General features: G+C 62.2%; 25 protein-coding genes. 12 read left to right on the forward strand and 13 right to left on the reverse strand.

Features of this window, described 5'->3' with window-relative positions; genetic code table 11:
* The first annotated feature begins 1 nt into the window (after nt 1).
* Nucleotides 2-1,036, forward strand: coding sequence for an Eco57I restriction-modification methylase domain-containing protein (locus KTJ77_RS12555; protein WP_217338902.1), 1,035 nt, complete (start codon nt 2-4; stop codon nt 1,034-1,036).
* A 159-nt stretch (nt 1,037-1,195) separates the two neighbouring features.
* Here KTJ77_RS12555 and KTJ77_RS12560 read toward each other — a convergent pair whose 3' ends face one another.
* The 8 genes from KTJ77_RS12560 to KTJ77_RS12595 all read right to left on the reverse strand — a co-directional run bounded on the left by KTJ77_RS12560 (nt 1,196) and on the right by KTJ77_RS12595 (nt 7,062).
* A complete protein-coding gene (locus KTJ77_RS12560) occupies nt 1,196-1,663 on the reverse strand; it encodes a hypothetical protein (RefSeq protein ID WP_217338903.1) in 468 nt (155 codons plus the stop codon).
* The gene (locus tag KTJ77_RS12565; RefSeq protein ID WP_217338904.1) at nt 1,660-2,136 is read right to left on the reverse strand and encodes a hypothetical protein; all 477 of its coding nucleotides are present in this window, start codon (nt 2,134-2,136) and stop codon (nt 1,660-1,662) included. The genes KTJ77_RS12560 and KTJ77_RS12565 overlap by 4 nt, the downstream gene beginning before the upstream one ends.
* Nucleotides 2,097-2,522 (reverse strand): hypothetical protein, encoded by a 426-nt coding sequence (locus KTJ77_RS12570; RefSeq protein WP_217338905.1) that lies wholly within the window; start codon nt 2,520-2,522, stop codon nt 2,097-2,099. Before KTJ77_RS12570 ends, KTJ77_RS12565 begins: the two co-directional genes overlap by 40 nt.
* Nucleotides 2,523-2,833: 311 nt before the next feature.
* Nucleotides 2,834-3,787, reverse strand: coding sequence for a Shedu anti-phage system protein SduA domain-containing protein (locus KTJ77_RS12575; protein WP_367948920.1), 954 nt, complete (start codon nt 3,785-3,787; stop codon nt 2,834-2,836).
* 88 nt (nt 3,788-3,875) lie between these two features.
* Nucleotides 3,876-4,280 carry a hypothetical protein gene (locus KTJ77_RS12580; protein WP_217338907.1) on the reverse strand — a complete coding sequence of 135 codons (405 nt, stop codon included), beginning with the start codon at nt 4,278-4,280 and terminating at the stop codon, nt 3,876-3,878.
* A 1-nt stretch (nt 4,281) separates the two neighbouring features.
* Nucleotides 4,282-4,959, reverse strand: a complete 678-nt coding sequence (locus tag KTJ77_RS12585; RefSeq protein ID WP_217338908.1) for a DUF433 domain-containing protein — start codon at nt 4,957-4,959, stop codon at nt 4,282-4,284.
* A 185-nt stretch (nt 4,960-5,144) separates the two neighbouring features.
* Nucleotides 5,145-6,023 carry a hypothetical protein gene (locus KTJ77_RS12590; RefSeq protein WP_254367833.1) on the reverse strand — a complete coding sequence of 293 codons (879 nt, stop codon included), beginning with the start codon at nt 6,021-6,023 and terminating at the stop codon, nt 5,145-5,147.
* A 295-nt stretch (nt 6,024-6,318) separates the two neighbouring features.
* Nucleotides 6,319-7,062 (reverse strand): hypothetical protein, encoded by a 744-nt coding sequence (locus tag KTJ77_RS12595; protein WP_217338909.1) that lies wholly within the window; start codon nt 7,060-7,062, stop codon nt 6,319-6,321.
* Nucleotides 7,063-7,328: 266 nt separating this feature from the next.
* On the opposite strand from KTJ77_RS12595, the gene KTJ77_RS12600 reads away from it, so the two are divergent.
* Complete coding sequence (locus KTJ77_RS12600) at nt 7,329-8,081, forward strand: DUF4839 domain-containing protein (protein ID WP_217338910.1); 753 nt, start codon at nt 7,329-7,331, stop codon at nt 8,079-8,081.
* Nucleotides 8,082-8,214: 133 nt separating this feature from the next.
* On the opposite strand, the gene KTJ77_RS12605 is transcribed toward KTJ77_RS12600, so the two are convergent.
* From KTJ77_RS12605 to pdhA, 4 genes are all read right to left on the reverse strand, one after another.
* Nucleotides 8,215-9,345, reverse strand: coding sequence for an acyltransferase (locus KTJ77_RS12605; protein ID WP_254367843.1), 1,131 nt, complete (start codon nt 9,343-9,345; stop codon nt 8,215-8,217).
* A 78-nt stretch (nt 9,346-9,423) separates the two neighbouring features.
* The gene (locus tag KTJ77_RS12610) at nt 9,424-11,061 is read right to left on the reverse strand and encodes a dihydrolipoamide acetyltransferase family protein (protein ID WP_217338912.1); all 1,638 of its coding nucleotides are present in this window, start codon (nt 11,059-11,061) and stop codon (nt 9,424-9,426) included.
* Entirely contained in the window at nt 11,058-12,077 is a 1,020-nt protein-coding gene (locus KTJ77_RS12615; RefSeq protein ID WP_217338913.1) for an alpha-ketoacid dehydrogenase subunit beta, read from the reverse strand. Before KTJ77_RS12615 ends, KTJ77_RS12610 begins: the two co-directional genes overlap by 4 nt.
* Complete coding sequence (gene pdhA / locus KTJ77_RS12620) at nt 12,074-13,183, reverse strand: pyruvate dehydrogenase (acetyl-transferring) E1 component subunit alpha (protein ID WP_367948927.1); 1,110 nt, start codon at nt 13,181-13,183, stop codon at nt 12,074-12,076. The genes KTJ77_RS12615 and pdhA overlap by 4 nt, the downstream gene beginning before the upstream one ends.
* A 247-nt stretch (nt 13,184-13,430) precedes the next feature.
* On the opposite strand from pdhA, the gene KTJ77_RS12625 reads away from it, so the two are divergent.
* Nucleotides 13,431-13,868, forward strand: a complete 438-nt coding sequence (locus tag KTJ77_RS12625; RefSeq protein ID WP_217338914.1) for an Lrp/AsnC family transcriptional regulator — start codon at nt 13,431-13,433, stop codon at nt 13,866-13,868.
* Nucleotides 13,865-14,449, forward strand: coding sequence for a TetR/AcrR family transcriptional regulator (locus tag KTJ77_RS12630; protein WP_217338915.1), 585 nt, complete (start codon nt 13,865-13,867; stop codon nt 14,447-14,449). Before KTJ77_RS12625 ends, KTJ77_RS12630 begins: the two co-directional genes overlap by 4 nt.
* Before the next feature lie 189 nt (nt 14,450-14,638).
* Here KTJ77_RS12630 and KTJ77_RS12635 read toward each other — a convergent pair whose 3' ends face one another.
* On the reverse strand, nt 14,639-14,980 hold the full coding sequence (locus tag KTJ77_RS12635) for a LysR family transcriptional regulator (RefSeq protein WP_217338916.1): 342 nt from the start codon (nt 14,978-14,980) through the stop codon (nt 14,639-14,641).
* 275 nt (nt 14,981-15,255) lie between these two features.
* On the opposite strand from KTJ77_RS12635, the gene KTJ77_RS12640 reads away from it, so the two are divergent.
* The 8 genes from KTJ77_RS12640 (at nt 15,256) to KTJ77_RS12675 (ending at nt 22,394) form a co-directional block, all read left to right on the forward strand.
* On the forward strand, nt 15,256-15,927 hold the full coding sequence (locus KTJ77_RS12640; protein WP_217338917.1) for an amino acid deaminase: 672 nt from the start codon (nt 15,256-15,258) through the stop codon (nt 15,925-15,927).
* Nucleotides 15,928-16,181: 254 nt separating this feature from the next.
* Nucleotides 16,182-16,859: an HAD family hydrolase gene (locus KTJ77_RS12645; RefSeq protein WP_217338918.1), complete on the forward strand. Its 678-nt coding sequence runs from the start codon at nt 16,182-16,184 to the stop codon at nt 16,857-16,859.
* A 27-nt stretch (nt 16,860-16,886) separates the two neighbouring features.
* Nucleotides 16,887-17,897, forward strand: coding sequence for a phosphate/phosphite/phosphonate ABC transporter substrate-binding protein (locus KTJ77_RS12650; protein WP_217338919.1), 1,011 nt, complete (start codon nt 16,887-16,889; stop codon nt 17,895-17,897).
* Nucleotides 17,898-18,734 carry a phosphonate ABC transporter ATP-binding protein gene (gene phnC, locus KTJ77_RS12655; protein ID WP_217338920.1) on the forward strand — a complete coding sequence of 279 codons (837 nt, stop codon included), beginning with the start codon at nt 17,898-17,900 and terminating at the stop codon, nt 18,732-18,734.
* Complete coding sequence (gene phnE / locus KTJ77_RS12660; RefSeq protein WP_217338921.1) at nt 18,731-19,561, forward strand: phosphonate ABC transporter, permease protein PhnE; 831 nt, start codon at nt 18,731-18,733, stop codon at nt 19,559-19,561. The genes phnC and phnE (KTJ77_RS12660) overlap by 4 nt, the downstream gene beginning before the upstream one ends.
* Nucleotides 19,558-20,388: a phosphonate ABC transporter, permease protein PhnE gene (gene phnE, locus KTJ77_RS12665; RefSeq protein WP_254367834.1), complete on the forward strand. Its 831-nt coding sequence runs from the start codon at nt 19,558-19,560 to the stop codon at nt 20,386-20,388. The genes phnE (KTJ77_RS12660) and phnE (KTJ77_RS12665) overlap by 4 nt, the downstream gene beginning before the upstream one ends.
* A gap of 45 nt (nt 20,389-20,433) precedes the next feature.
* Nucleotides 20,434-21,297, forward strand: a complete 864-nt coding sequence (locus KTJ77_RS12670; protein WP_217338922.1) for a MurR/RpiR family transcriptional regulator — start codon at nt 20,434-20,436, stop codon at nt 21,295-21,297.
* Nucleotides 21,298-21,446: 149 nt separating this feature from the next.
* On the forward strand, nt 21,447-22,394 hold the full coding sequence (locus KTJ77_RS12675) for an LLM class flavin-dependent oxidoreductase (RefSeq protein ID WP_254367835.1): 948 nt from the start codon (nt 21,447-21,449) through the stop codon (nt 22,392-22,394).
* The last annotated feature ends 6 nt before the right edge of the window (nt 22,395-22,400 follow it).

Genomic DNA, 22,400 nt, shown 5'->3' on the forward strand with positions numbered 1-22,400 from the left:
CATGGCCAAGAAGTTTGACGTTGTCATTGGCAACCCGCCGTATCAAGGTGAGTCAACAGGAGATGCAACTCACGCAATGCCGATCTATCACCAGTTCATGGAGGCGGCATACGAGGTCGGCACAAAAGTCGTCCTCATCACGCCCGCTCGGTTCCTATTCAACGCTGGCTACACGCCAAAAGCATGGAACGAGAAGATGTTGCGTGATTCGCACCTGAGCGTTCCCTATTACGCGCCAAATAGTGATGCGCTGTTTCCCGGTACGGACATCAAGGGCGGGATTGCTGTTACATTCCGTGACTCCGAACGGCAGGGCGAGCCGATCGGCACGTTCACGAAGTTTCCGGATCTGAACGATATTCTGCATCGAGTTCAGGGCAAGGCGGGCGATTCGCTCGCTGGATTGATCACGAGCTCGAGGTCGTATGCGTATACGGATACCATGCACGAGGCTCATCCCAACGCCGCAGCCGCGATGGCGACGGGCGAGCAGTACAAGATGAACACCAAGACCTTCGAACTGTTACCGCAGATCTACTCAGAGCAGAAGCCAGCTGACGGACATGATTACGTTCAGGTACTCGGGCTCATCAACAACAAGCGTGTTCGCCGCTGGATCCGCAAAGATTACATAGCTGGTCCTGCAAATTTTGATGCATACAAGGTCGTGCTGTCGGCCGCATACGGTGCTGGAAACTTTGGAGAGACTTTAGCGTCACCACACGTCATCGGCCCAGAGGTGGCTGTCACTCAATCTTTTGCTACTATCGGATGCTTCGATAATGCTGCGGACGCCGATGCATGCCTCAAGTATGTGAAGACGAAGTTTGCACGAACACTGCTCGGCGTTCTCAAGATCACCCAGCACGCTCCTGCCAAGGTCTGGAAACACGTGCCCCTGCAGGATTTCAGCGCCGACTCTGATATCGATTGGACGAAGAGCATCGCTGAAATCGATGAGCAGCTGTTTGCGAAATACGAGCTCACGCCGGAGGACATCGACTTCATCGAGACTCAGATCAAACCGATGGAGTGAGGCTGTAGTCACCACATTGGCCAGCTGCACTGAACTATCCCGTTATCTGTCAACGCAGTACCTGACCTCCTTAGCCAATTAGCCCACCGATTGCAGGACTGCACGAATTGCGCGGAGCGACGGCCTCAGAGGCTCGGCTGCTGCCCGCTGATCAGCGGATCATGCTGTCAACTCCGCCGTAGCTGTCGCCTCGTCGATGAGCTTGGCAAACGCAGAGTTGCTGAGCACCGTGAGCCCGAACTCCTGAGCTTTGCGCCGGACGGCTTCATCGGCGGTTACGACCAGCCAGTCCGGGCTCAGTAGCGATTGGTTGTCATGCTCCTGCCCTTCGAGCGCGCATGCCACGACGATCGGGTCGGCGTTGCCCCGGTTAGCGTAAAGGTCGACTACGCGCGTGTCGTCCGCAGGTACCGTCGCCATGACCCCGGCGAGCCAGAAAAGCACCCGTGGCGTCGTCGGATGCATGTTGTCACGCAGCGCGGCGATGTCCGGGAACCCCGTTGCTTCATACAAGACCTCTTCAGGTATCACCGACTGTTCCAAGAAGAACTCGCTTGAGCGACGCTTCCGGCCGAGCTGGCTGAGAGCGTTGGTGTCGATGACGAAACGTCGTCCAAAGTCGCTCATTGGAGCGCTCGCCGAAGGTCATCGATCCCCGAGTGATCGATATGGTTCAGACAGACCGACCGGCAGAACTCCCCTGTTGAAATTGTGCCGCTGTCGAGCACGCGGAGCATCCGAACGGTCAGTTCCCTGCCGTTGTACTTGCGGACGGCGTTCTCGGGGAGGATCCGATTACCTCCGGTCGTCTTCGGATGGCTCCTGAACTCGTCGCGCAGCTGTGCCAAATATTCACTGGCGACCTCACTATTCATGATGCCCAACCGCATCGCCCGCACCGGGACGGCACTCGCTGTCACCTTGAACTCGTTCGAGGCTGCCTTGAGGTCATCGAGCGTGGCGAGTTTGAGGGTTCGCACCCGATCCGCTGGCATGAGCATCGAACCGGCGATGTCATATTCGCGGCCCGGGTCCGTCTCGGTGCTACCGCCATCCCACGTCATCGGCGCGAAGATGCGTCGCGCGACCAGCACCGCCATGAGCGCCAGGGTAAAGATAGTCCGTCTACCGGTTCCTGATCATCGCCGTGATCACCTCCTGTCAGGAAGATGTATGGGACTTTGTTGTCCCGGATCGTCATCCCGCTGAATTTCACGTGGGACAGGCGCTGCGGCATGGAGTTCTGGACGTTGCGCGAGACCAGTGTCTGGTTGGCCTCGAGGCGCTCGATCATATGGTCAAGCGCCTTCTGCTTGGTCCGGCACGCACTCATGCGGTCGTGAGAGAGGTCGAGCGCCGCCATGAGCTTGGCTGCATCGGCGTCGATAGAAGCTGAGTCATCGCGGAGTAGCCCGATAATTTTGTTCTGCCCCAACGAGTCGTCGTGTTTGCGGACGAGCTGCTGCTTGCGGATGAGGTCTTTCACGATCAGCTCCACATCGCGGGGATCCACCTTGGCGCGCGAGCTGATGGAGAAGGTGTCTCTGCTGACACCTGCGAGGAGCGTAATTCTGGGGCTGCCGCGGGTTCACCCTCATCGGTTCACGCGACCGCGAACCGCCCATCACGCATAGGGATCTGCGTGGGATCTTCGAACGTCATCGAAATTCGGGCGGATTCGCAGAATATGGCGACAGGCCAGCGCGGCCAGGTACTGAGACTGAATCATGCTCACATAGTCTATGTGGGGTGAACGTCCCGAAGTCCTCGCACCGACGATTGTTCCGCTCGGAATCGTTAAGGAGTTGGGATCGGCAGGCTGCCGAGGTAAGTATCTCCACTAGCTATTCGTCTCCCCGCTGACCGCTCTTTTGTCCAGGCGGCAAGAATTTCGCCCGCGCGTACGGAGTTGATCTCCGAGTTCTGCGCAATCGCATTCTCTATCGGCCCGAGATAATGGGCACCTGTTGGGTCTCCGAGCCTGTCGAAAGATTTTGGTACCCATTCGACTCGAAACCTTCCACTCGTTGACGCTGACACGGTCACGAGGTTCTCATTGTGCGAGTTCCACCTCAAAGAATCGAAGGTGCGCAAGTGCACATCGGGACCCGCACCCAAGTAGATACGCTTGCTGTGCCGAGCTTCAATAGATAGCTTGTGATCCTCAGTAAAATCGGACTCACGGCCATAGATCAACACGAATTGCGGTTTCAGGACGCGGCGCGGCCACCTGTTCTTCAGGTAATTCTCTCTGAACAGTTGTTGATTCAGCGCCTCGCTGAACCAACTTCTCCATTGATTGAGCTGGTCTAGGGCCTGGGTCAGTTGTGCAGTTGGGGTTCCGTCTTTCGTGAACCAGCGTTTTGTCGGTCGCTCGATCTCAATGCACACAGGCGTGATTTCAACGGTCGACCTCGGAATCCACATAAAGTCTGGCACTCGAGTGCTGTCGAGCCCCTGGAGAGGAGGTTGCCGAAAAACCGCGCTGTACATGGGTCCGTGGTGACCCCCCGAACCAAACTCACCCCACGCTCCGGGCAGCAGGGCAACATGGCGTTCCAGGAATTCCTGAACTTTCGCCTCGCAATCCGATGACTTCAGCGATTCCCAGGCCCGCCTGGTTGCGTCGTCGAAAGCGTCGTCATTCGGAGCCCCAACTACCAAGACCTCACCCTTCCCTTCCAACTTCCACTGATCAGCTTCATATGGCGGCTGCAATCTGAGCCTCTGCCTCGCGGCGTAGCCTATCAATCAAGAAGCATCGCGGATGCGCGCGTCTGAGCCCCATGTGACATGAGGCTCCTGGAGAATAAGCTTGCTGATTGGCGGGACCTCGCGCTCATGGTCGATGCAATTGCTTTCGTTTCAAGCCTGCCTGGCCTAGGGAAAAGACGAACGGAGCGCGAGCCACCGCCAGTCGGAAGATACTCGCCTCATATCGAATACACAGGTCACCCATTGTCTCCGCGGTCATGTCCCCGCGTGCGAAAGCAATGAGTCGCGCATCGTTCACATAAACGGCCTCGGCTTCCAGCGGCCGTAGCGCAATTCGATGGTCCTTGGAAAGAAGTATGAATCCGCGTGCCGTGCCTTCGCGAATCCACTCTTCATCCCGCATCTGTTGCGCGCGCTGATCGCCGAACTGCTCCGCCAAGGTTGCCGCATCCCACCCTGCTTCACGCAGGCGTGTGACTAACTTTGCACCGCCCACCGATCGATCAAGGAGAAATTGCGCGGCCTGCATGTCAAGCTGCCTGCAATATGAGGGAGCGCACCTCGTGGGCCTCTAGTGCGAAGTCGTCGGCGACCTCCGCTAGTGGTTCCCCCGCCCGCACACGGCTAAGGACGTCCTCAATCCGCACACCTATTCTGTCGATTGTGGGTTGTCCCCCATTGCGCAGCGGGTCAACGACGACGTCAACGACCTCAAACGTCGGCAGCTGAATCACACTAACGAAGCCATCTCGATATGTGATGCTCTTCAAATATTCGCTCACGACCTCTTTGAATACACCCTGGCTGTTGCGGACGACGACGAGGTCACCTTCACCGTTCTGGTAGAGAATTTCAGCTCCATCAGTCATCAGCTGCTCGCTAAGCAACGCATTATGGAGACCAATTTCGTTGCGCAACACTTCGACGGCGGGGCGGATGCGCGCGAGCGGTAGCCCCGCGCGGCGGAAGGACTCGATGATGAAGCCTTCAGCTAGCGCGTTAAACGGCACTGTGATCCCTCGCCCCGGGCGCACGCCAGTCAGGAGCGCGGCGCTCCGACCCCACTGTCCTTCTTGCCGCTGCTTGAAGGTGTGCCCCTGAGCCCAGCGCCCAAAAGATGTCGTCGGCGCCTGAATGATACGCGCGGCTTCGCTCTGCGAGTAGAGCGGTGTCGTATACGCAGAGTCACCGATGCGGCCTGTTTGCATGCAAACAGGCTAGCGCACCCAAATCCGAGAAGCTCCGAACGTGGCTGAGGCGTAAGCGTCTGGCGGCGACACCCTGTGAACGCCGCTCCCTCATGGTGTCAGGGACCCTCGTGAGGACAGGAATTAGGTCACCACTTCGTCACCGCCGACGCTCCGAAGCTGTCAAAATCAGTAGCTAATGGGCTTCAACCATCAAGGCCGAATGCCGCGGAGACCTGGTCGATCGTGAATTGCTGACGCAACTTGGTGGCTGTGTTCTGGTTTGCGAACATGCCAGGCTTCCAGAACCCTTGTTCACGAGGCACAGTATGTATCCATGTGACGGGGACAACCCGCTCGGCCATGTCGTCCGACTCATCGCCGGCGCGGCGATAAGTTCCTTCAAGTGGCAGGTCGCGAAGTGGCGTGGAGACGCCGTCGCGAGTGATGATCGCCTCGTCAAATCGTTTGGCTTCACCGACGACAGTTCCGACGCCGACATAGCCCGTCCCGGGGATGCAGACGAAAACACGACCGCCCACCTCCAGGTTCTTCAGTGTTCGGGAGAACCAGTCTCCCCCGCCTGCCGAAACGAAGCCGTACTCGCGTCCGTCCACCCATCTACGCCCGGTCGGATTCTCGCCGAATGAGACGTACCAATCCAGCTGGTTCCATGTTTCCCGAGTACTCGAACGCTTACCTGGCACCACGGCTTTGGCTGCTGCTTGGACCTCATGCTCTACAAGCCACGTGCGCGCGAGGTAAGTCGACCCGTTGTCGACAAAATGACGGAAGAACACGACGTTGATCGGGACGTTGTAATCCTCGTTCAAGAACCGGACGATCCGCTCCGTTGCAGCGTCAACACTTGCCGCCACGATGGTGAACGTCTGCTGCGCGCTTATCTCATCCGGGACGGTCTCATCAAAGGCGTCAACAAATGCGGATTCCAGTGGGACTCCTGGGCGGTACGCCTCGAACACGTTTTGAATCTCTGAGCGGCCGAGCGTTGACACCCAAGCGCCATAGTCGAGAACTTGCGCAGTGACCTCCCTCGGGGTCTTGTCACGCTTTAGTTCGATCACGTGAACCCCACCGCTCCCGTCCAGTGCAAGGAGGTCGATGAACCCTCCGAACGCCGTTGCCACTTGACGACCGACAATGAGGAGCCTCTGTCCGAGCACCGCGGGGTCGGACTCGATTAGTTCTCGAGTTGAGATTCAAGACCAATCGCTGTTGGAACGATGCGGCTTAGCTTGTCGCCGTCTGCCCGCCAAAGACCCATCTCGATCCCCATTGCTTTTGCTCCCTTCGAGAATGCCTTGACTGGAGAATAGCCCTCCTTGGCGCACCATCCGTCTCATCAGTCAGAGCAGGATCCTAGAGACTGCGCATCGAAGGTCTGTCATCCCTCGTTTCAGCCCACGCCGAAATGCGCCGGTTACGGGCAAGCACGAATTCGACCGCGCGTTCGCTGTATTCCAGGTACTCGGTCACTGTCTGCGGCATTGCGGGTGAATCAAAGTCTTGCCACTTCGTGAAGAAGCGGACGGTTCCGTTACTCAGATCTACAAGATCCTGGAGCAGAAAGTGAGCGACGTACCCCTCGAAATCGTCGAACAGGTCGAAGAAACTCGCATACCGTGCGAGTGTTGCAGTCAAGGGGCTCGGTGCCCCCTCATAGTGACGGCGGATGCACTCGAGGGTCAGGTCAAACCGGTCTTCGATGCGCCGGTGGGTTCCGCGGGCCTGATTGATTGTGTGCTTACCTTCGATTCGGTGAGCCGGGAACACGATTGTTCCACCCACCGTGCAACCGTTTCGGCTCGAGTTCTCTAAAACCTCCTGGGGAACCTGCTCGATAACGTGCCGCATGCGCACAACCGGGATGAAGGAGCGGTGGATCATGTCGCTCGAAAGCATGAACTCACCCAATTCAGACTGATGCTGTAGGTAGCCCTTCGGATACACATCGTCGAGGGGAAATGGCGCACCATTTGGTAGCGGCTTGCCCCACAGCTGCCGGTGGTAGCCCCGCAATGTTGCGCTATACCTGTCGGGGTCCTTGCCGCCAGCATCTGACCGAATGTCGAATGTCACGTCGATCGGCTGGTCCGCAGGCATCGAAAGTCCTTTCCTGGGCTGCCATGGATCCCATAAGTGCGGCATCAGAACACCTCGATACGAGCGGCGCAACGGGTGGGAGCAGCCTAAATCGCCACCGATCACCTCGTTCAGCCCGGTTGCACGCCCCCTACGCAAGCGGTGCGAACCCACACGAGCCCAGCAATCTCTTCGACGCCAACTACACACGTGAAAGTTGGTACGAAGTAGCCGATACGCTCGAAATGTTGGTGCCCGACCAACGAATGCCAGACGTGGGGAGACGCGTGGCCGAGCAAGAAGAAATCAAGTACGAGACCATGACGGTCAAATCCATTCGCGGACGCGAAAGCCGAGCGATCGAGAAGTGGGAGAAGGAAGGCTGGGAACTCGTATCCCAGCCTCCAGGCAAGATTCAAACCGAGATCGTCTTACGTCGCCCCAAGAAGAAGTTGCCCATTGTCCTGTTCGCGATTCTTGGTGGACTGGCGGTCACCGGGTTGATCGTCGGCGTGATCGTTAGTTCGATCAACGCAGGTGAGAACGTTCCTGACGCTGAACCCACCACAATCACGTCTGAGGCACCGGCAGAGCCATCCGCACCTGCATCAGAAGCGACCGAGCCTTCAGAAACGCCGAGCACGACCAATGAAAGCGAGGCCATCACTATTGACAACAATGCTGAGTTCGCTGCGCTTCTTCAGGAACGAGACTACTGCTCACCCGTGGTGTCTACCTTTGCCGAGAAGTACGCCGGAAAGACCATCGAGCTCGACGCAAGCATCGGCGCCATGAACAACCATGACGGATCTGCAACGCGATACGACATTCTGATTAGCGCCGGTGACTTCAGCGAGACCACTGCGGTTGGTCCCGCGTTTCAATTCCGCGATGTAAACGCAGGGGATTTGCACCTCACCGACAATGACCGAGACGCATTCGGCGTCGGCGACAACCTCCGGGTTACCGCCACCGTCGAAAAGTATGAGCAACAGTCATGCCTATTCCTTCTTGATCCGGTGGAGACGTCATTCCGCTAGTCAGATGCCCACGCTAATTGTGGTGAACGTCGAGAGAACTTCGTAGGCGCGGTCGGCGACAGCAGGTCTGGGCGTTTCGCCTCGGGCGCTGCGCACCCTCGTTCAACGATCACCGGGGGCCCGTCCGGGACGTTCAGGAAACCTTAACGGCCTTCGCACGCAGCCGGCGGTCCTGCCAGCCGCGGAATTTCTTCTCCACCGGCTTCTCGACGAAGCGGTGCAAGAACCACGAGCCGAGAATTGAGAGGCCGAGGAGGAGGCCGCCCCAGAAAAGCGTGCGCCAGTACGATCCGTGCTGGCCGCCGAAGATCTCGATCGCCGCATACATGAACGTTGCGTGGATCAGGTAGAACGCGAACGACCATTCACCAAGCAGAACGAGCGGACGCCAGCTACCGATGCGGGTGGTTCCGTTGATATCGCTCGTGGCCGCCGCGGCAATCACGAAGACGCACAGCAGTGCCACAACCTCGGCCGTCATCGCGCTCAGCACCGACAGCGGTCCAGTCGAACGACCAGCAAGAACGCTGACCAGTAGCCAAAGAATGAGCGCGCCGCCCGGAATCAGCACAGGAATGTGCAGGCGCCATCCGTTGCGGAATGCCCACGCTGCGAGCATTCCGATGATGAAGGCAGGCACATGGTAAATCGGCTGCGGCAACGCGGCAAACACACTATCTGGCCACGTCAGCGCCCCGAGTTTCAGCAACAACGAGACGGTGAAGATCAGCGCACCAACGCCGAGGGCACCGTACTTGCGCAGCGGAACCATCATGCGGATGAGAAGTGGGTGCAGCGCGTAGAAGAAGGCCTCGACGGTGAGCGTCCATGCGGCCGGGTTTCCGGAGAACAGAATCACCGGGTCGCGAGACCAGCCCTGAATCACCAGGAAGCTCAGCACCAGAACGCCCCAGTCCAGAGGCTTGATCCAGCCCTGATCGGCGTTAGGAATCATGCGGTAGAACACCGGAATGGCAACCAGCAGCGCGATCAAATGCAGCGGGTAGATGCGCGCAAAACGCCGCCAGTAGAAGGCACGCACCGGCGTCTCACGCCGCCACGACCACGTGAGCACGAAGCCGGACAGGACGAAGAAGAAGGTGACACCGTGGTGCCCTTGTTCAACGAACCACTGCAGCCACGGCGGAAACGTCACCATGTTGCGCATGTGAAACAGGAATACGGCAAACGCCGCCCACCAGCGCAGGCTCGTCAGAGAGTCCAGTCGCGCTACGGGCACAGCAGGAGCAGTGGCGGCGTGCATCAAGGCTTGAGCTTACCTGACACACCCCCCCCGAACCCGCTGGCCGATGAGCGAGCACAAGGCGTGGGGCGCAAAGCCTCAAACCTCCCGAAACCTCACCATCGGCTTCTCGAGCGACGTCACGAGGTGACGCAAGAAACCAGCCGCATACCCGCCGTCACACACGCGGTGGTCAAACACGAGCGACACCTGAACGATGCGGCGCGCGACGATCGCACCATCAACAACCCACGGGCGCTCAATCGCACGTCCCATGCCGATGATCGCGACCTCGGGGTGGTTGATGATCGCAGCCGATCCGTCCACACCCAGCGCACCATAGTTGTTGAACGTGATCGTTGAACCCGTCAGCTCGGCCGGCGCCAACGAACCCGCGCGCGCAGACGCAGAAACAGCACGCAGCGCCGCATCCAACTCCCCCACCGACATCGCGTCAGCGCGCTGAATCACCGGAACCATGAGTCCACGCTCGGTGTCCGTCGCGACGCCGAGATTCACACCGTTGAACGTCACCAAGTCAGACCCGTCAACGCGCGACGCCAACAACGGATACTCCGCGAGCGCCATCAGCACAAACCTCGCCGCGAGCGCCGTGAGACTCGGGGCTGGCTGGTCACCGGCCGCCATTTGCGCGCGCATCGCCCACAGGTCGGTCACGTCAACGTCAACCCACACCGTCGCCTCAGGAATCTCCGCCCGCGACGCCGACATCTTCGCCGCCACCGCACGCCGCAGCATCGACATCGGCTCCCGCGCGGCAACCCCCAACCCGGCAGGTGCGGCACCGGAACCAGCACGCGCGCTGGCTACGGAAGAAGCGGAACCAGCATGCGCGTCGGCGGTGGAAGAAGCGGAACCACGGCTCACGTCCGCGGCGGAGGTGCCGGCAGATGCCGCCAAGACATCGGCACGTGTCACCACGCCATCCGCGCCTGTGCCGACAACCCGGCCGACATCAACACCCAGCTCACGCGCGAGCTGACGCACGATCGGCGACTTTACCGCCACCGGCCCCGCTTTCGCAGCCCGTGGTTCCGGCGCCACGGTGCCCACGGCGGTCGCAGGAGCCCCAGAAGTCGAAGCCTTGGCAGTCGCCTGCACCGCGGAAGTCGCACCGGCAACCAGTGGTTCCGGGGCCACGGCGCCCACGGCGGACGCACCAGCCGTCGCCCGCACACCCATACCCGCGGCCCGTCGTTCCGGAGCACCCACACCCGCACCCGCAACACCGGCAGTCGCCCGCGCCACCGGAACGCGGCGCCGCTGCGGCGCGCCGCCGTGGGAGGAGGTTCCGTACCCAATCAACACATTGCCCGAGCCCGAAGAACCAGAACCGCCCGAACCCACCGGCTCTTTCGTGCCGGCACGCTCTTCGTGGCGGTAGCCCTCCAACTCGCGCGCGTCGTCAGGAACCCGCACCGTCGCAATCTCCGCCGTCGTCGGCCCCGCAACCCCTGGTTCCACACCACCCTCGGCGCCGACAGGAGACACCTCAATAAACGGCGCCCCGACCCGCACCTCGTCACCAACGCCACCATGCAACGCCACCACAACCCCGGCGAACGGCGACGGCAGCTCGACGATGCTTTTCGCGGTCTCGACCTCGGCGATGACCTGATCCACCGCCACCGTGTCGCCGACAGAAACGTGCCAGGCGACGATCGCGGCCTCGGTCAGCCCCTCCCCCAAATCGGGCAGCAAAAACGTGCGGGTCATGACTCCCACCCCAGCGCGTCGATCGCGTCGAGCACGCGGTCAACGTCGGGCAGGTAATACTTTTCGAGCTTCGGCGGCGCGAACGGAACATCGAATCCCGTCACCCGTAGCACCGGCGCTTCCAAGAAAGAGAAGCAGTTCTCCTGAATGCGCGCGACGAGCTCAGCTGCGACCGACGCGAACCCGGCCGCCTCCGCCACCACAACCGCACGACCCGTCGCCCGCACAGCGGCAAAAATCGTGTCGTCATCACACGGCGTCAGCGTGCGCACATCCACCACGCGCACACTCTTACCCTCGGTCTCCGCCACGGCCGCAGCGTCGAGAGCGATCTGCACGCTGGATCCGTAACTAATCAGAGTGACGTCGGAACCATCGCGCACGGTGCGCGCGCGGCCGAGAGCTTCGCGCACGGACGTATCGACCGGGCCCTTTGACCAGTACAGCTTCTTCGGCTCCAAAAATACGACGGGGTCGGGCGACTCGATCGCGGCCCGCAGCATCGAATACGCGTCCTGCGGGGTCGCCGGGCACACCACCGTGAGCCCCGGCGTGTGCGCGTAATACGCCTCAGACGAATCACAGTGATGCTCAACACCACCGATACCGCCCCCAAACGGAACCCGAATCACAATCGGCATCCGCAGCGCACCCCGCGTGCGGTTGCCCAGCTTCGCAACGTGCGACACCACCTGCTCAAACGCGGGGTAGGCGAACGCGTCAAACTGCATCTCCACCACCGGGCGCATGCCGTTCATGGCGAGGCCGACAGCGAAGCCCATGATTCCCGACTCGGCGAGCGGCGTATCAAAGCACCGCTTCTCACCGAACCGCGCGGTCAGCCCATCGGTGATGCGAAACACGCCACCGAGCGCGCCGACATCCTCACCAAACATCAGCACCGACTCATCGGCAACCATCGCATCGGCGAGCGCCCGGTTGAGGGCGGCCGCCATCGTCATCGTCTCGACGTTCGTCGCCGCGGGCGCGTGCACGGGGTGATCAATCAGTGTCATGATTTCTGCTCCTTGGTTCCGCTCTCCGTGGTTCCGCCACCCGCAGCGCCCGTCGCCTCAAACGCCGCCGTCCGCTCCAGCTCGTCTTTCAGCTTGTTCCACTGCCGGTCCAGGTGCGCGGGACGGGAGGCATACACATACCGAAAGAGGTCTTCGGGGTCGACCTCGACCTCACGGTTGAGCGCATCACGCAACGCGGATGCCATCGTCTCGGCCTCTGCCGCGAGCGCCGAATCGTCCTCCGCAGACCACGCACCGGCCGCAGAAAGGTACGCGCGCATGCGGGTCAGCGGGTCGCGCTCGACCCACGCCTTCACCTCGTCGCGCTCGCGATACCGGGTGTCGTCATCAGCGTTGGTGTGCGCCTGCATGCGATACGTGTGCGCCTCCACCAACGACGGACCACCGCCGCCCCGCGCCCGCTCGACCGCCTCGTCGAGCACCGCCATCACCGCGGCGACGTCGTTGCCGTCAACCCGCTGGCCAGGCATGCCGTACCCGATCGCCTTGTGCGCAAGCGACGGCGCATGCGTCTGCTTCGCGAGCGGCACGGAGATCGCGAACTCGTTGTTTTGCACGAAGAAGACGACCGGAACCATGAAGACGGCGGCAAAGTTGAGAGCCTCGTGAAAGTCGCCTTCGCTCGTCGCACCATCGCCACACAGCGCCATCACGACGGTGTCTTCACCGCGCAGTGTGGCGGCGTGCGCGAGACCGACGGCGTGCAGCAGCTGGGTCGCGAGCGGCGTGGCCTGCGGGGCAACCCGGGTGTGCTTCGGGTCATAACCGCTGTGCCAATCGCCGCGCAGCAGCACGAGTGCCTCTTCGGGCGTGACGCCGCGGTTCACGATCGCGACGGTGTCGCGGTAAGTGGGAAAGAGCCAGTCGTTCTCGCTAAGCACGAGCGACGCGGCGACCTGGCAGGCTTCCTGTCCGTGCGACGACGGATACACCGCGAGACGCCCCTGCCGCACGAGCGCCGAACATTGGTCGTTAAGGCGACGGCCGTTCACGAGCGCGCGATACGCGGCGACGAGTCGTTCGTTCGACGGCATCGCGTAGGTGTCATCGGCGTGCGTGGTTCCGGTCTCATCGATCAGCTGCACGGGAGTTTCGCGCGGCAACAGGGCCGGCGCGTGCTCAACAGAAATACTCACGGTTCCCGCCTTTGGGTCGTGTGGCTTCACGTCGACGGCCTCAGTGCCGAAGACGTTTCGTCTCCCCAGCATGCGCCGCACGGCACGAATAGTCACGGGATAGCCCGACCCGGTAGACGTTCTGTATGCTGAGTCCACCAACTTCGGCAATGCGTCTCGTCAGTGATGACGAAACCTTCACATCATCAGGAGAATCGTGGACGCTCTCGATCACGCCATCCTCGACATCCTCCGCGCCGACGCCCGCACCTCCGTCAACGTCATCGCGCAGCAGGTGCACATCTCCCGCGCCAACGCGTACGCGCGCATCAAACGCATGACCGACGACGGCGTGATTCTCGGCTATCGCGTGGTCACCGACCCGGTCAGCGCGGGCTTTCGCTCCTCCGCGTACGTGTCAATGTCGGTCGATCAGCGCCGCTGGCAAGAGATCCGCGCGGCGCTCGACGCCCTCCCCGAAATCGAGCATGTCGCGCTCGTCGGCGGTGACTTTGATGTGATGGTGTTGGTGCGAGCCCGCGACAACCGCGACCTGCGCCGCATCGTGCTGGAAGAAATCCAGTCCATCGACGGCGTCACCAGCACCCAAACCTTCCTCATCTTCGAAGACCACCAACCAAAGGCCACGTCATGACCGACACGCCCCGCCGCGGACGCCCCGGCTACGACCGCACCCAGGCGCTCGACGCCGCCGTCGCGGTCTTCAACGAGCAGGGATACGACGGAACCTCGATTGCAGCTCTCGCAGAAAAGCTGGGGGTCACGAAGTCGGCTTTGTACCACCACTTCGACTCAAAAGAGGCAATTCTCGCCGAGGCCTTGAGCGTTGCCCTCGACGGCCTCGACGACGTGATTGCCGCGGCGGAAGCAGCCCCTGGTTCCGCTCTCGACCGCCTCACCCACGCCATCACGGGCGCCGTGCGCCTGCTCGTGCGGGAGAAGGCGTCGGTCACTCTCCTGCTCCGCGTGCGCGGCAACTCGGCGACCGAGCGGGCGGCGCTGGAACGTCGCCGCGACTTCGATGCCCGCGTTGCCGCACTCGTCAGCGAAGCGCAAGCCGCTGGTTCCGTGCGATCCGATGTTGACGCCCGCACCGCCGCCCGCCTCCTGTTCGGCACGGTGAACTCCGTCGTCGAGTGGTACCGCGGCGACGACCCCGACGGCCTAGCACGCGACGTCGTCGCGATCGGCCTAGACGGCCTCCGCGTCCGCTAGCCCCTTTCTCAACGCCGAAACACATTTTGGTCGGCGAGACACCAGCGGGTTCCATGTGTCTCGCCGACCAGAATGTGTCTCGCATCGGAAGTGGGTTCGCGATGGCCGGGAGCCACGACACCTGTGCGTGCGGGTAGGCCGGGCTCTCCGCGTGCGGGTTAGGCCGCTGAGTCCGACCGGCGGAGCGCGCTACCGCCCCTGACGCTTCTTATAGGGCTTCGGTTGGCCCTTCACGACGGGCGCACGGCCCTTGCCCTTGTTTGCCTTCGCCTTACCGCCAGCCGGCGCCTTCTGCCCGGATGGTTCCGGAGCATCCGCGATGCGTGCGTGAGCTTCATCGAGCAGCAGCACTCCGGAGGGCGTGAGGTGGGTGTTGGCGCCGCGCGTGATGACCGGGTGGCCGACCTCTTCTTCGATCTTTTCGATCGACGAATACAGCGCCTGCAGCGAGATGCCGAGGCGCTGAGCCGCCCGCGGAAAGTGCAGTTCTTGGGCAACGACGACGAAGTGTCGCAGCTGAATGAGTTTCACAGTCGTCGTCCTCTGGAGTCGGTTGATCTCTCCCCAGCGTACGCGGCCACCCTGTCGGCACGCCGTGTTCCCTGAAAGAGTGGGCCGCATGTCTGTCTGGCTCGACAATGCGTGCGCGAACGGGTCCGCCGAGAGCAGCGTCACCGAGGCGATCTGTGCGCGCTGCGCGATGACATCACAGCACAAAGGCCAGGCGGCTGGTCGCAGCGAACTCACGATCTCGTGACCCGCTGAAGCGGAGCAACCACCCATTGACCCGTCCTAGGCTTGAGGTCATGTTTTTGCCGTCGGTCGACACCGCTCTAGATCACATGCGACGCGACGCCGAGGCCGGGCGCTTCGCCGTGTGGGGCCAGTCGACCCTGATCGACGAATTCACCGGAGTCCCCTCCATTGAGAAGGACCTCTTCGACACCCTGCACGCCGCCGCTGGCATCGACGCAGAGTTTCCGATCGGCAACGCGGGCGTGCTGCACGTTTACGGCTACTGGTTCTCCGAGGTTCCGACCCCCTTCGGCTACAAACGCGACCGCTGGGCTGACGGCGCCCTCGCCCAAGCCCTCGGACTCGAACCAGACGCCTTTCACCTGACCTCTGGTTCCGGAACCGCGGGTGCAGACAGCGGAACCACGGGTGCCGACTCCGGAACCACGGGCGCAGGCTCCGGAACCACGCTGCTCGAGCGCGTCACCGCCGCGGTTCTTCCGGCACTGATCTCCCCGCCCGCCAACGCTCACTCGGCGGATGTCCCCGTCGGTGACGTCATCACGCGCGTGGTCACTCTGTCTCCCCGCGCCGGTACTCCTTCGGCCCTGGTCTATGGTTCCGCCCCCGTCTCAGCGCCCACCGATTGGCGCCTCATCACGACGTTTCCGTTGGCGTCAGACCCCGCCGCCATGGTCGCCGAATGCATCGCAGACCCCCGCCTCCGCTTCAACGCCGCCTGAAGTTCGCCCCTCGGTCGCCGAGCGCGCGCAGCGGCGGGCTCAGATCCGTCAAAATGCAACGGATTATGTGACAGAAGTAAACCAGAGTGACGAATGAGCAAGGCATTTCGTCATTCGTGATGCATTTTCACGCGAGGGCTCGAGGGCGACGCCGTACCCCCGAAAGTTCACCGTTCCGTCACCTTTCGAGCGACTTTTCGTCCAAACTCGCTGATACGTTTGGATCAACAGTCCAGAGCGGAAAGCGAGCACACATGACGCCCAGTATCGTCTTCGACTTCGACGGAACCTTGGCCCTCGGCCACGGCCCGGTGATCGCCTTCGCTCGTGCCATTGCCGACCAAGCTGGCCCCGACTACCTCGCTCGCGTCGACGAGAGCCTCGCCGCTTACGACGCCGGCTCCACCGAATACCGCGACGGATACGACATCGTCACGCAGTTCGCGAAGGCTGACGGCGTCTCCGCCGAAGCCCTGCAGGTCGCCTACAACGTGAGCCGCGAATCGCTCGGAACCGATGCTGGTTCCGTCGGCACGATGGACGATCTCGCCGGATTCCTCAAGACCGTCGGAACCTCGGCTCGCCTCGTGCTCGCCACGAACGCCCCCGAAACGGGTGTCGACCGCGTGCTCGACGCCTGGGGCGTCACCGACCTGTTCGACGAGAAGCACTTCACCGTCGGCAAGCCCGCCGGTCTCGGTGGCCTCGTGAGCCGTCTGCTCGCTGACGGCCCGGTGCTCTCCATTGGCGATATCGCCATCAACGATCTTCTGCCCGCCCAAGAACTGGGCGCAGACACAGCCCTCGTCGGCGCAACCGCGCAAACGAGCCCCATCAACACAACCATGCGCGGTGCGTCCCTGGCCGCACTGCGCTCCGACATTGAAGCCTGGGTCGCATCCGCGGCTGCAGGCACTACTCCGGCCGCATAAGCGCCGAACTTCTGAAAGGTCATCACGATGCGTAAACCCCTCATCGCCGTCGGCACCCTCGCGGTCGCGGCCCTCGCTCTCGCCGGCTGCTCGGCAGGAGACACCGGCTCGGCAGGCGCGGGAGAAGACCAGGCGTGGCCGGAAGAGATCACGATCTCGCTGGTTCCGTCTGTCGAAGGTGAAGACCTCGCCGAGGCTCTTGACCCGCTGACCGCCTACCTGTCGGAGAACCTCGGCATCAAGGTCAACGGTGTTGTCGCCAACGACTACGCAGCCACCGTTGAAGCTCTCGGCGCCGACCAGGCTCAGATCGTCATCACCGACGCGGGCTCGATGTACAACGCCATCACGCAGTACGACGCGCAGCTCATTCTCCGCGACGTGCGCTTCGGTGCCACCAGCTACGCAGCGGTTGCGTACACGAACAACCCCGACAAGTTCTGCGACGGTGACGTCACCACCGCGTCCTACGCAGCCAACGGTGCTGAGTTCTCATACTGCAACGGGATCGAGCCGGAAGCTGCCGCAACCGGAACGGGCCCCGCAGGCCTCGACGCTCTGAAGAACATCGACAAGAACACGAAGGTCGCGCTGCAGGCTGTCACGTCGCCCGCCGGTTACCAGTACCCGATCGTCGCCATGCGCGACCTCGGCATCGACACCGACGCTGACTTCGTTCAGGTGCCGATCGAGGGCAACAACAACGCGATCCTCTCGGTCTACAACGGTGACGCTGAGGTTAGCTTCGGCTTCTGGGATGCCCGCGCATCGGTCATCTCCGAGGTTCCGGATGTCGCTGAGAAGGTTGTCGCTTTCGCCTATTCGGACATGATCCCCAACGGTGGCGTTGTCGCAGCTAAGTCGCTGCCGGCAGACCTCACCGACAAGATCGCTGAGCTGATGGACGGCTACGCCGACTCGTCGGAAGAAGCAAAGTCGATCATGTTCGACCTCGTTGGCCTTTCGGACTGGACCAACGAGACCGCTGAAGAAGAGATCACGCGCTACGGCGAGATCCTCGCGGAGTTCTCAAAGTAAATGTCAGCTCCCGCTAACGCGGCCCACGAGGCGGACGCCCGACAGCAGTCGGGTGCCGCCTCGTGGCGCATCGCGCTCGATGATGTTTCGGTCACCTATGGCAACGGAACCAAGGCTCTGCGCAACGTCTCGCTCGACATTGCGCCGGGCGAAATGGTGTCGATTGTGGGCCTGTCGGGCTCGGGCAAGTCGACGCTGATCCGCACGATCAACGGCCTGGTGCAGGCGACGAGCGGAACCGTGAATGTCGGTCCGTACGAAGTCTCCAGCCTCAAGGGTCGCAAGTTGCGTGAAGCACGCGGCCACATCGGCATGATCTTCCAGGCTTTCAACCTCGCCGAACGTGCCGACGTGTACCGCAACACTCTCGTTGGCCGGTTTGCGCACACCTCGTCGTTGCGCACGCTCCTCGGGATTCCGACGGCATCCGACCGCGAGATCGCGCTGCGAGCCCTCGACTCGGTCGGCATTCTCGACAAGGTCTGGACCCGCGCGGGTTCCCTCTCCGGCGGCCAAAAGCAACGCGTCGCCATTGCGCGCGCGCTGTCTCAGCAGCCGAGCGTCATGCTCGCCGATGAGCCGGTCGCGAGCCTGGACCCGCCGACCGCGCACTCGGTGATGGCCGACCTCCGCCGCATCAACGCGGAGCAGGGCCTGACGGTGCTGATCAACATTCACCTGATGGATCTGGCCCGCCAGTACACCACCCGCATGATTGGCCTCCGCGCCGGTGAAGTGGTTTACGACGGCCCGGCAGCAAACGCCACCGACGCCGACTTTGAGCAGATCTACGGCCGCCCGATTCAGGCGAAAGACCAGATGGGCACGGGGGAATGACGACCCTCACCCCCACTCCTGCGGCCTCTGAAGCAGAACTTATGGTTCCGCCGAAGCCCTCGAACCGTCTCAAAAAGGCACTCATTGCGGTCGCCGTTGTGGCGTTCACCGTGGCGACGTGCATTCCGGCGATCGGTGGCATCGAGCTCGACATCGCCTCGATCATCAAGAACTGGCAGAACGGCGCGAACAAAATCGCGCAGCTGATGACCCCCAACTGGGAGTTCTTGCCGCGTACGTGGGCGCCGATGCTGGAGACCATCCAGATGGCGATTGTTGCGGCAGTACTGTCGGCGGCGGTGTCGGTTCCGCTCACCCTGTGGGCGGCAACGACGACAAACCCCAACGTCGTCAGCCGCTTCATTGTGCGCACGCTCGTCAACATCAACCGCGCGGTGCCTGACCTCGTGTTCGCGACCGTGCTGGTCGCGATGCTCGGTGTGGGTGCGCTGCCCGGTGTCGTGACGCTGTTCTTGTTCAACCTCGGCATCGTCGTGAAGCTGGTTTCTGAGGCGATCGACGCCTCCGACCACAGCTACATGGAAGCCGGGCGCGCGGCCGGTGGCACGCAGTTCCAGATCAACCGTCTGACCGCGCTGCCGCAGACCCGCCCGCTGTTCATGAACCAGTGGCTGTACGCGCTCGAGCTGAACGTGCGTATCTCGGCGATCCTCGGAATCGTGGGCGCCGGTGGTATCGGCCGTTTGCTTGACGAACGTCGTGCGTTCTTCGCGTACTCCGACGTCTCGGTCATCATCATTGAGATTCTCGTCGTGGTGATCGCGATTGAAGTGCTCTCCAACGTGCTGCGCCGGAGGTTGGTATGACGATGACAGCTGAAACGAAGGCCCCCTTCTCGGGGCTAAGTTCTGCGGTTCCGGCGAAGCCGTCGAAGCGCGCGGCGACCCTGTGGGCGCTGCTTGCTGGTTCCATTTTCCTGGTGGCAGCCGGTGGCCTGCAGATTTCGTGGGACGATCTGCCGTCGCTGCCCGCGCGCATTTGGGACTACCTCGTGCTGATGTTTGCCGAGCCCAATTGGGACAAGCTGCCGCGCGCACTGTTTGAGACGTGGCGCTCGATTTCGATGGCGTGGATCGGCGCCATCCTCTGTGTTGTCGCGTCGATTCCGCTCGGCATGATGGCAGCGAAGGGCGTCGGCCCGGCGTGGCTGCGCCTGCCGTTGCGTGGCCTGTTTGCTGTGATTCGTGCGGTGCCTGAGGTCGTTATCGCGCTCATCCTGCTGACGGTCACGGGTCTCACGCCGCTGACGGGTGCGCTCGCGCTCGGCATCGCTGGCATCGGAACCCAGGGCAAGTGGGTGTACGAGACGGTTGAGTCGGCAAACGACGGTGCCGCTGAAGCAGTGCGTGCCGCGGGCGGAACCACGGCTGAAGTGACGCGGTGGGCCATCTGGCCGGCGGTGGCACCGACGCTAATGTCGTTCGCGCTGTACCGTTTCGAGATCAACATCCGTACCTCGGCCGTGCTCGGCCTCGTCGGTGCGGGCGGTATCGGAAGCATGCTGTCGAACTACACGAACTTCCGTCAGTGGGACACCGTTGGCATGCTTTTGATCGTCGTCATCGTCGCTACGATGATCATCGACGCGATCTCAGGTGCGATTCGCCGGCGTCTTATGAACGGGGGCAAGTAGCGTGAGCGTTTCTGCGGTTTGCGTGCTGTCTGACGGAGTGATGACGTGAGCTGGATCGGGGCCACCGACGCCAAGCCGAGTGTGCGCATCGCCGCTCTCGCGCCCGACCTGCTGCGCACCGAACGACTCGTCGTCGATGCGATCGCGCAGGATCGCGGCAAGGCAACCGAGCTGACCGCGCAAGAACTCGCGGAGTGGGCGGGCGTTGGCCGCACCACCGTGATCCGCGCGGCGCAAGCGCTCGGGTACGAGGGGTACTCACAGTTGCGGGTGGCGCTGGTTCAGGAGCTCGCCTCTGAGGCTTCCACGTCTGCCGTGGAATCTGACTCATCGTCGCTGGGCGTGATTCGTTCGCGCATGGTGCAGGTGGGCTCGAGACTCGAGAACACGCTCGCAGTGCTGACGCCCGAGGCGATTGACGCTGTGCTCGACCTGCTGAATTCAGCCGGCCGCGTGCTGGTTGCAGGCAATGGCCTGTCTGGCCCGCTGGCGTTGGCCTTGGCCATGCGCTTGAATGCGGCCGGTCGCTCGGTGGAATACTTCGCCGACCCGATCGCGCAGCAGATCGCGGCCAAGCAGTTGGGTGCTGGTTCCGCTCTGTTCGTGCTGTCGGGTTCAGGGGCGAGCCGGTCGACGCTCGACGTGATTGCCGCCGCTCAAGAAAGTGGCGCACAGGTGATCGCCCTGACGTCATTCGCGCGGTCGGCGGTCGCCAAGCTCGCCGACTTCCCACTCGTGATGCCGCCGACGCAAGAGTCGTTCCACGATGAGCTGGTCCACACGTCACGCGGTGCGCTCATGCTGTTCGTGGAGGAGCTCGTCGACCTATTCGTTGAGCGCCGCGGCGAACGCGGGCGCATCGCCCGCCAGACGGCGATTTCAATGCTGGGCCGGGCTATCGCCGACTGAGGTTGGGTTCGCTGGGTTCTCAGTTTGGCCCCGGAACATTCCCGCGCGGTTCGCGGGGAGGTTCCGGGGCCTTTTCGGTTGCGGTCGGGCTATTGATGCCATAGGCGGTCAGTCACCTGTCGGGACTGCTGGACTGGTAACCCTGGAGCATGCGTATCTGTGTGAACTGGTTGCCGCTGTCGTTGTCTCAAACACGAGAAGTGGCGCAAAGGGCCGAAGACGTCGGTCTCTGGGGTATCGGAATCGGTGACTCCCCCCGCTACGCGGAGCTTTACTCCGCCTGCACAAGCGCGCTCGACGCGACCAACGAGCTCCGAGTCACCACCTGCGTGACCAACCCGGTCACCCGGCACTGGTCGTTGCACGCGGCAGCCGCGCGTGGCCTCGTTGGCGAATTTGGCGCCCGTCTGCAACTCGGCTTCGGCCGTGGCGACTCGGCTGTGCATTCGTTCGGAATGAATCACGCGACGCTCCGCGAGCTCGAAACAGCCCTCACCCACGTTCGCGAGGCCGTCGATGTGCCGCTGCTCCTTGCCTGCAGCGGCGACAAGACAGCCGCCATCGGGGGTCGCGCGGCCGACGGCATCATTGCTGGGGTTGGTCGCCACATTTCTGACATTGAACGGATCGCTGCGATCACCCAGGGTGCTGCTGCCGCGAACGTGAAACCCTCCACGTGGGCGACGATCCGCATCGCTGTGGTTGACGATGTCGCCGCCGAACAAGCGATGCGGCGCCGTCTCATCCCCCGGGCAATTAGCGCGTCGCACTTTGCGTTCGGAAGCACCTTTGCCGGCAAGGGTGTCCCCGAGGAGTTTCAAGAAATCATGGCGGAGCGCTACGAGCGTTATGACTACCAATCGCACGGGAGCTCAGGAACGACAAGCAACGCCGAATTGTTCATCGACCACCCGGAGATTGAAAACTACCTGCTGGACCGCTTTGCAATCATCGGAACCATCGACACATGCGCTGCTGAGTTGGATGCGCTCGCCAACCATGTTGACGGCGTCTTCCTCTCCATGCTCTTTGAAGACGCGCTCGACCAGATCGACAAAGTCGGTCAGGCCGCGCGCGAAATCTCACGACTCTCTTAGGAGCCC

Origin of the sequence: Microbacterium sp. NC79, from assembly GCF_019061125.1 — a bacterium.
Lineage (GTDB): Bacteria > Actinomycetota > Actinomycetes > Actinomycetales > Microbacteriaceae > Microbacterium.

Bases quoted from the DNA above. Each gene is read 5' to 3' on its own strand.
- KTJ77_RS12555 (WP_217338902.1), top strand. From the start codon at position 2: ATGGCCAAGAAGTTTGACGTTGTCATTGGCAACCCGCCGTATCAAGGT.
- KTJ77_RS12560 (WP_217338903.1), bottom strand. From the start codon at position 1,663: ATGAGCGACTTTGGACGACGTTTCGTCATCGACACCAACGCTCTCAGC.
- KTJ77_RS12565 (WP_217338904.1), bottom strand. From the start codon at position 2,136: ATGGCGGTGCTGGTCGCGCGACGCATCTTCGCGCCGATGACGTGGGAT.
- KTJ77_RS12580 (WP_217338907.1), bottom strand. From the start codon at position 4,280: ATGCAGGCCGCGCAATTTCTCCTTGATCGATCGGTGGGCGGTGCAAAG.
- KTJ77_RS12585 (WP_217338908.1), bottom strand. From the start codon at position 4,959: ATGCAAACAGGCCGCATCGGTGACTCTGCGTATACGACACCGCTCTAC.
- KTJ77_RS12595 (WP_217338909.1), bottom strand. From the start codon at position 7,062: ATGCCTGCGGACCAGCCGATCGACGTGACATTCGACATTCGGTCAGAT.
- KTJ77_RS12605 (WP_254367843.1), bottom strand. From the start codon at position 9,345: ATGCACGCCGCCACTGCTCCTGCTGTGCCCGTAGCGCGACTGGACTCT.
- KTJ77_RS12610 (WP_217338912.1), bottom strand. From the start codon at position 11,061: ATGACCCGCACGTTTTTGCTGCCCGATTTGGGGGAGGGGCTGACCGAG.
- KTJ77_RS12615 (WP_217338913.1), bottom strand. From the start codon at position 12,077: ATGACACTGATTGATCACCCCGTGCACGCGCCCGCGGCGACGAACGTC.
- KTJ77_RS12630 (WP_217338915.1), top strand. From the start codon at position 13,865: ATGACCGACACGCCCCGCCGCGGACGCCCCGGCTACGACCGCACCCAG.
- KTJ77_RS12640 (WP_217338917.1), top strand. From the start codon at position 15,256: ATGTTTTTGCCGTCGGTCGACACCGCTCTAGATCACATGCGACGCGAC.
- KTJ77_RS12645 (WP_217338918.1), top strand. From the start codon at position 16,182: ATGACGCCCAGTATCGTCTTCGACTTCGACGGAACCTTGGCCCTCGGC.
- KTJ77_RS12650 (WP_217338919.1), top strand. From the start codon at position 16,887: ATGCGTAAACCCCTCATCGCCGTCGGCACCCTCGCGGTCGCGGCCCTC.
- phnC (WP_217338920.1), top strand. From the start codon at position 17,898: ATGTCAGCTCCCGCTAACGCGGCCCACGAGGCGGACGCCCGACAGCAG.
- phnE (WP_217338921.1), top strand. From the start codon at position 18,731: ATGACGACCCTCACCCCCACTCCTGCGGCCTCTGAAGCAGAACTTATG.
- phnE (WP_254367834.1), top strand. From the start codon at position 19,558: ATGACGATGACAGCTGAAACGAAGGCCCCCTTCTCGGGGCTAAGTTCT.
- KTJ77_RS12675 (WP_254367835.1), top strand. From the start codon at position 21,447: ATGCGTATCTGTGTGAACTGGTTGCCGCTGTCGTTGTCTCAAACACGA.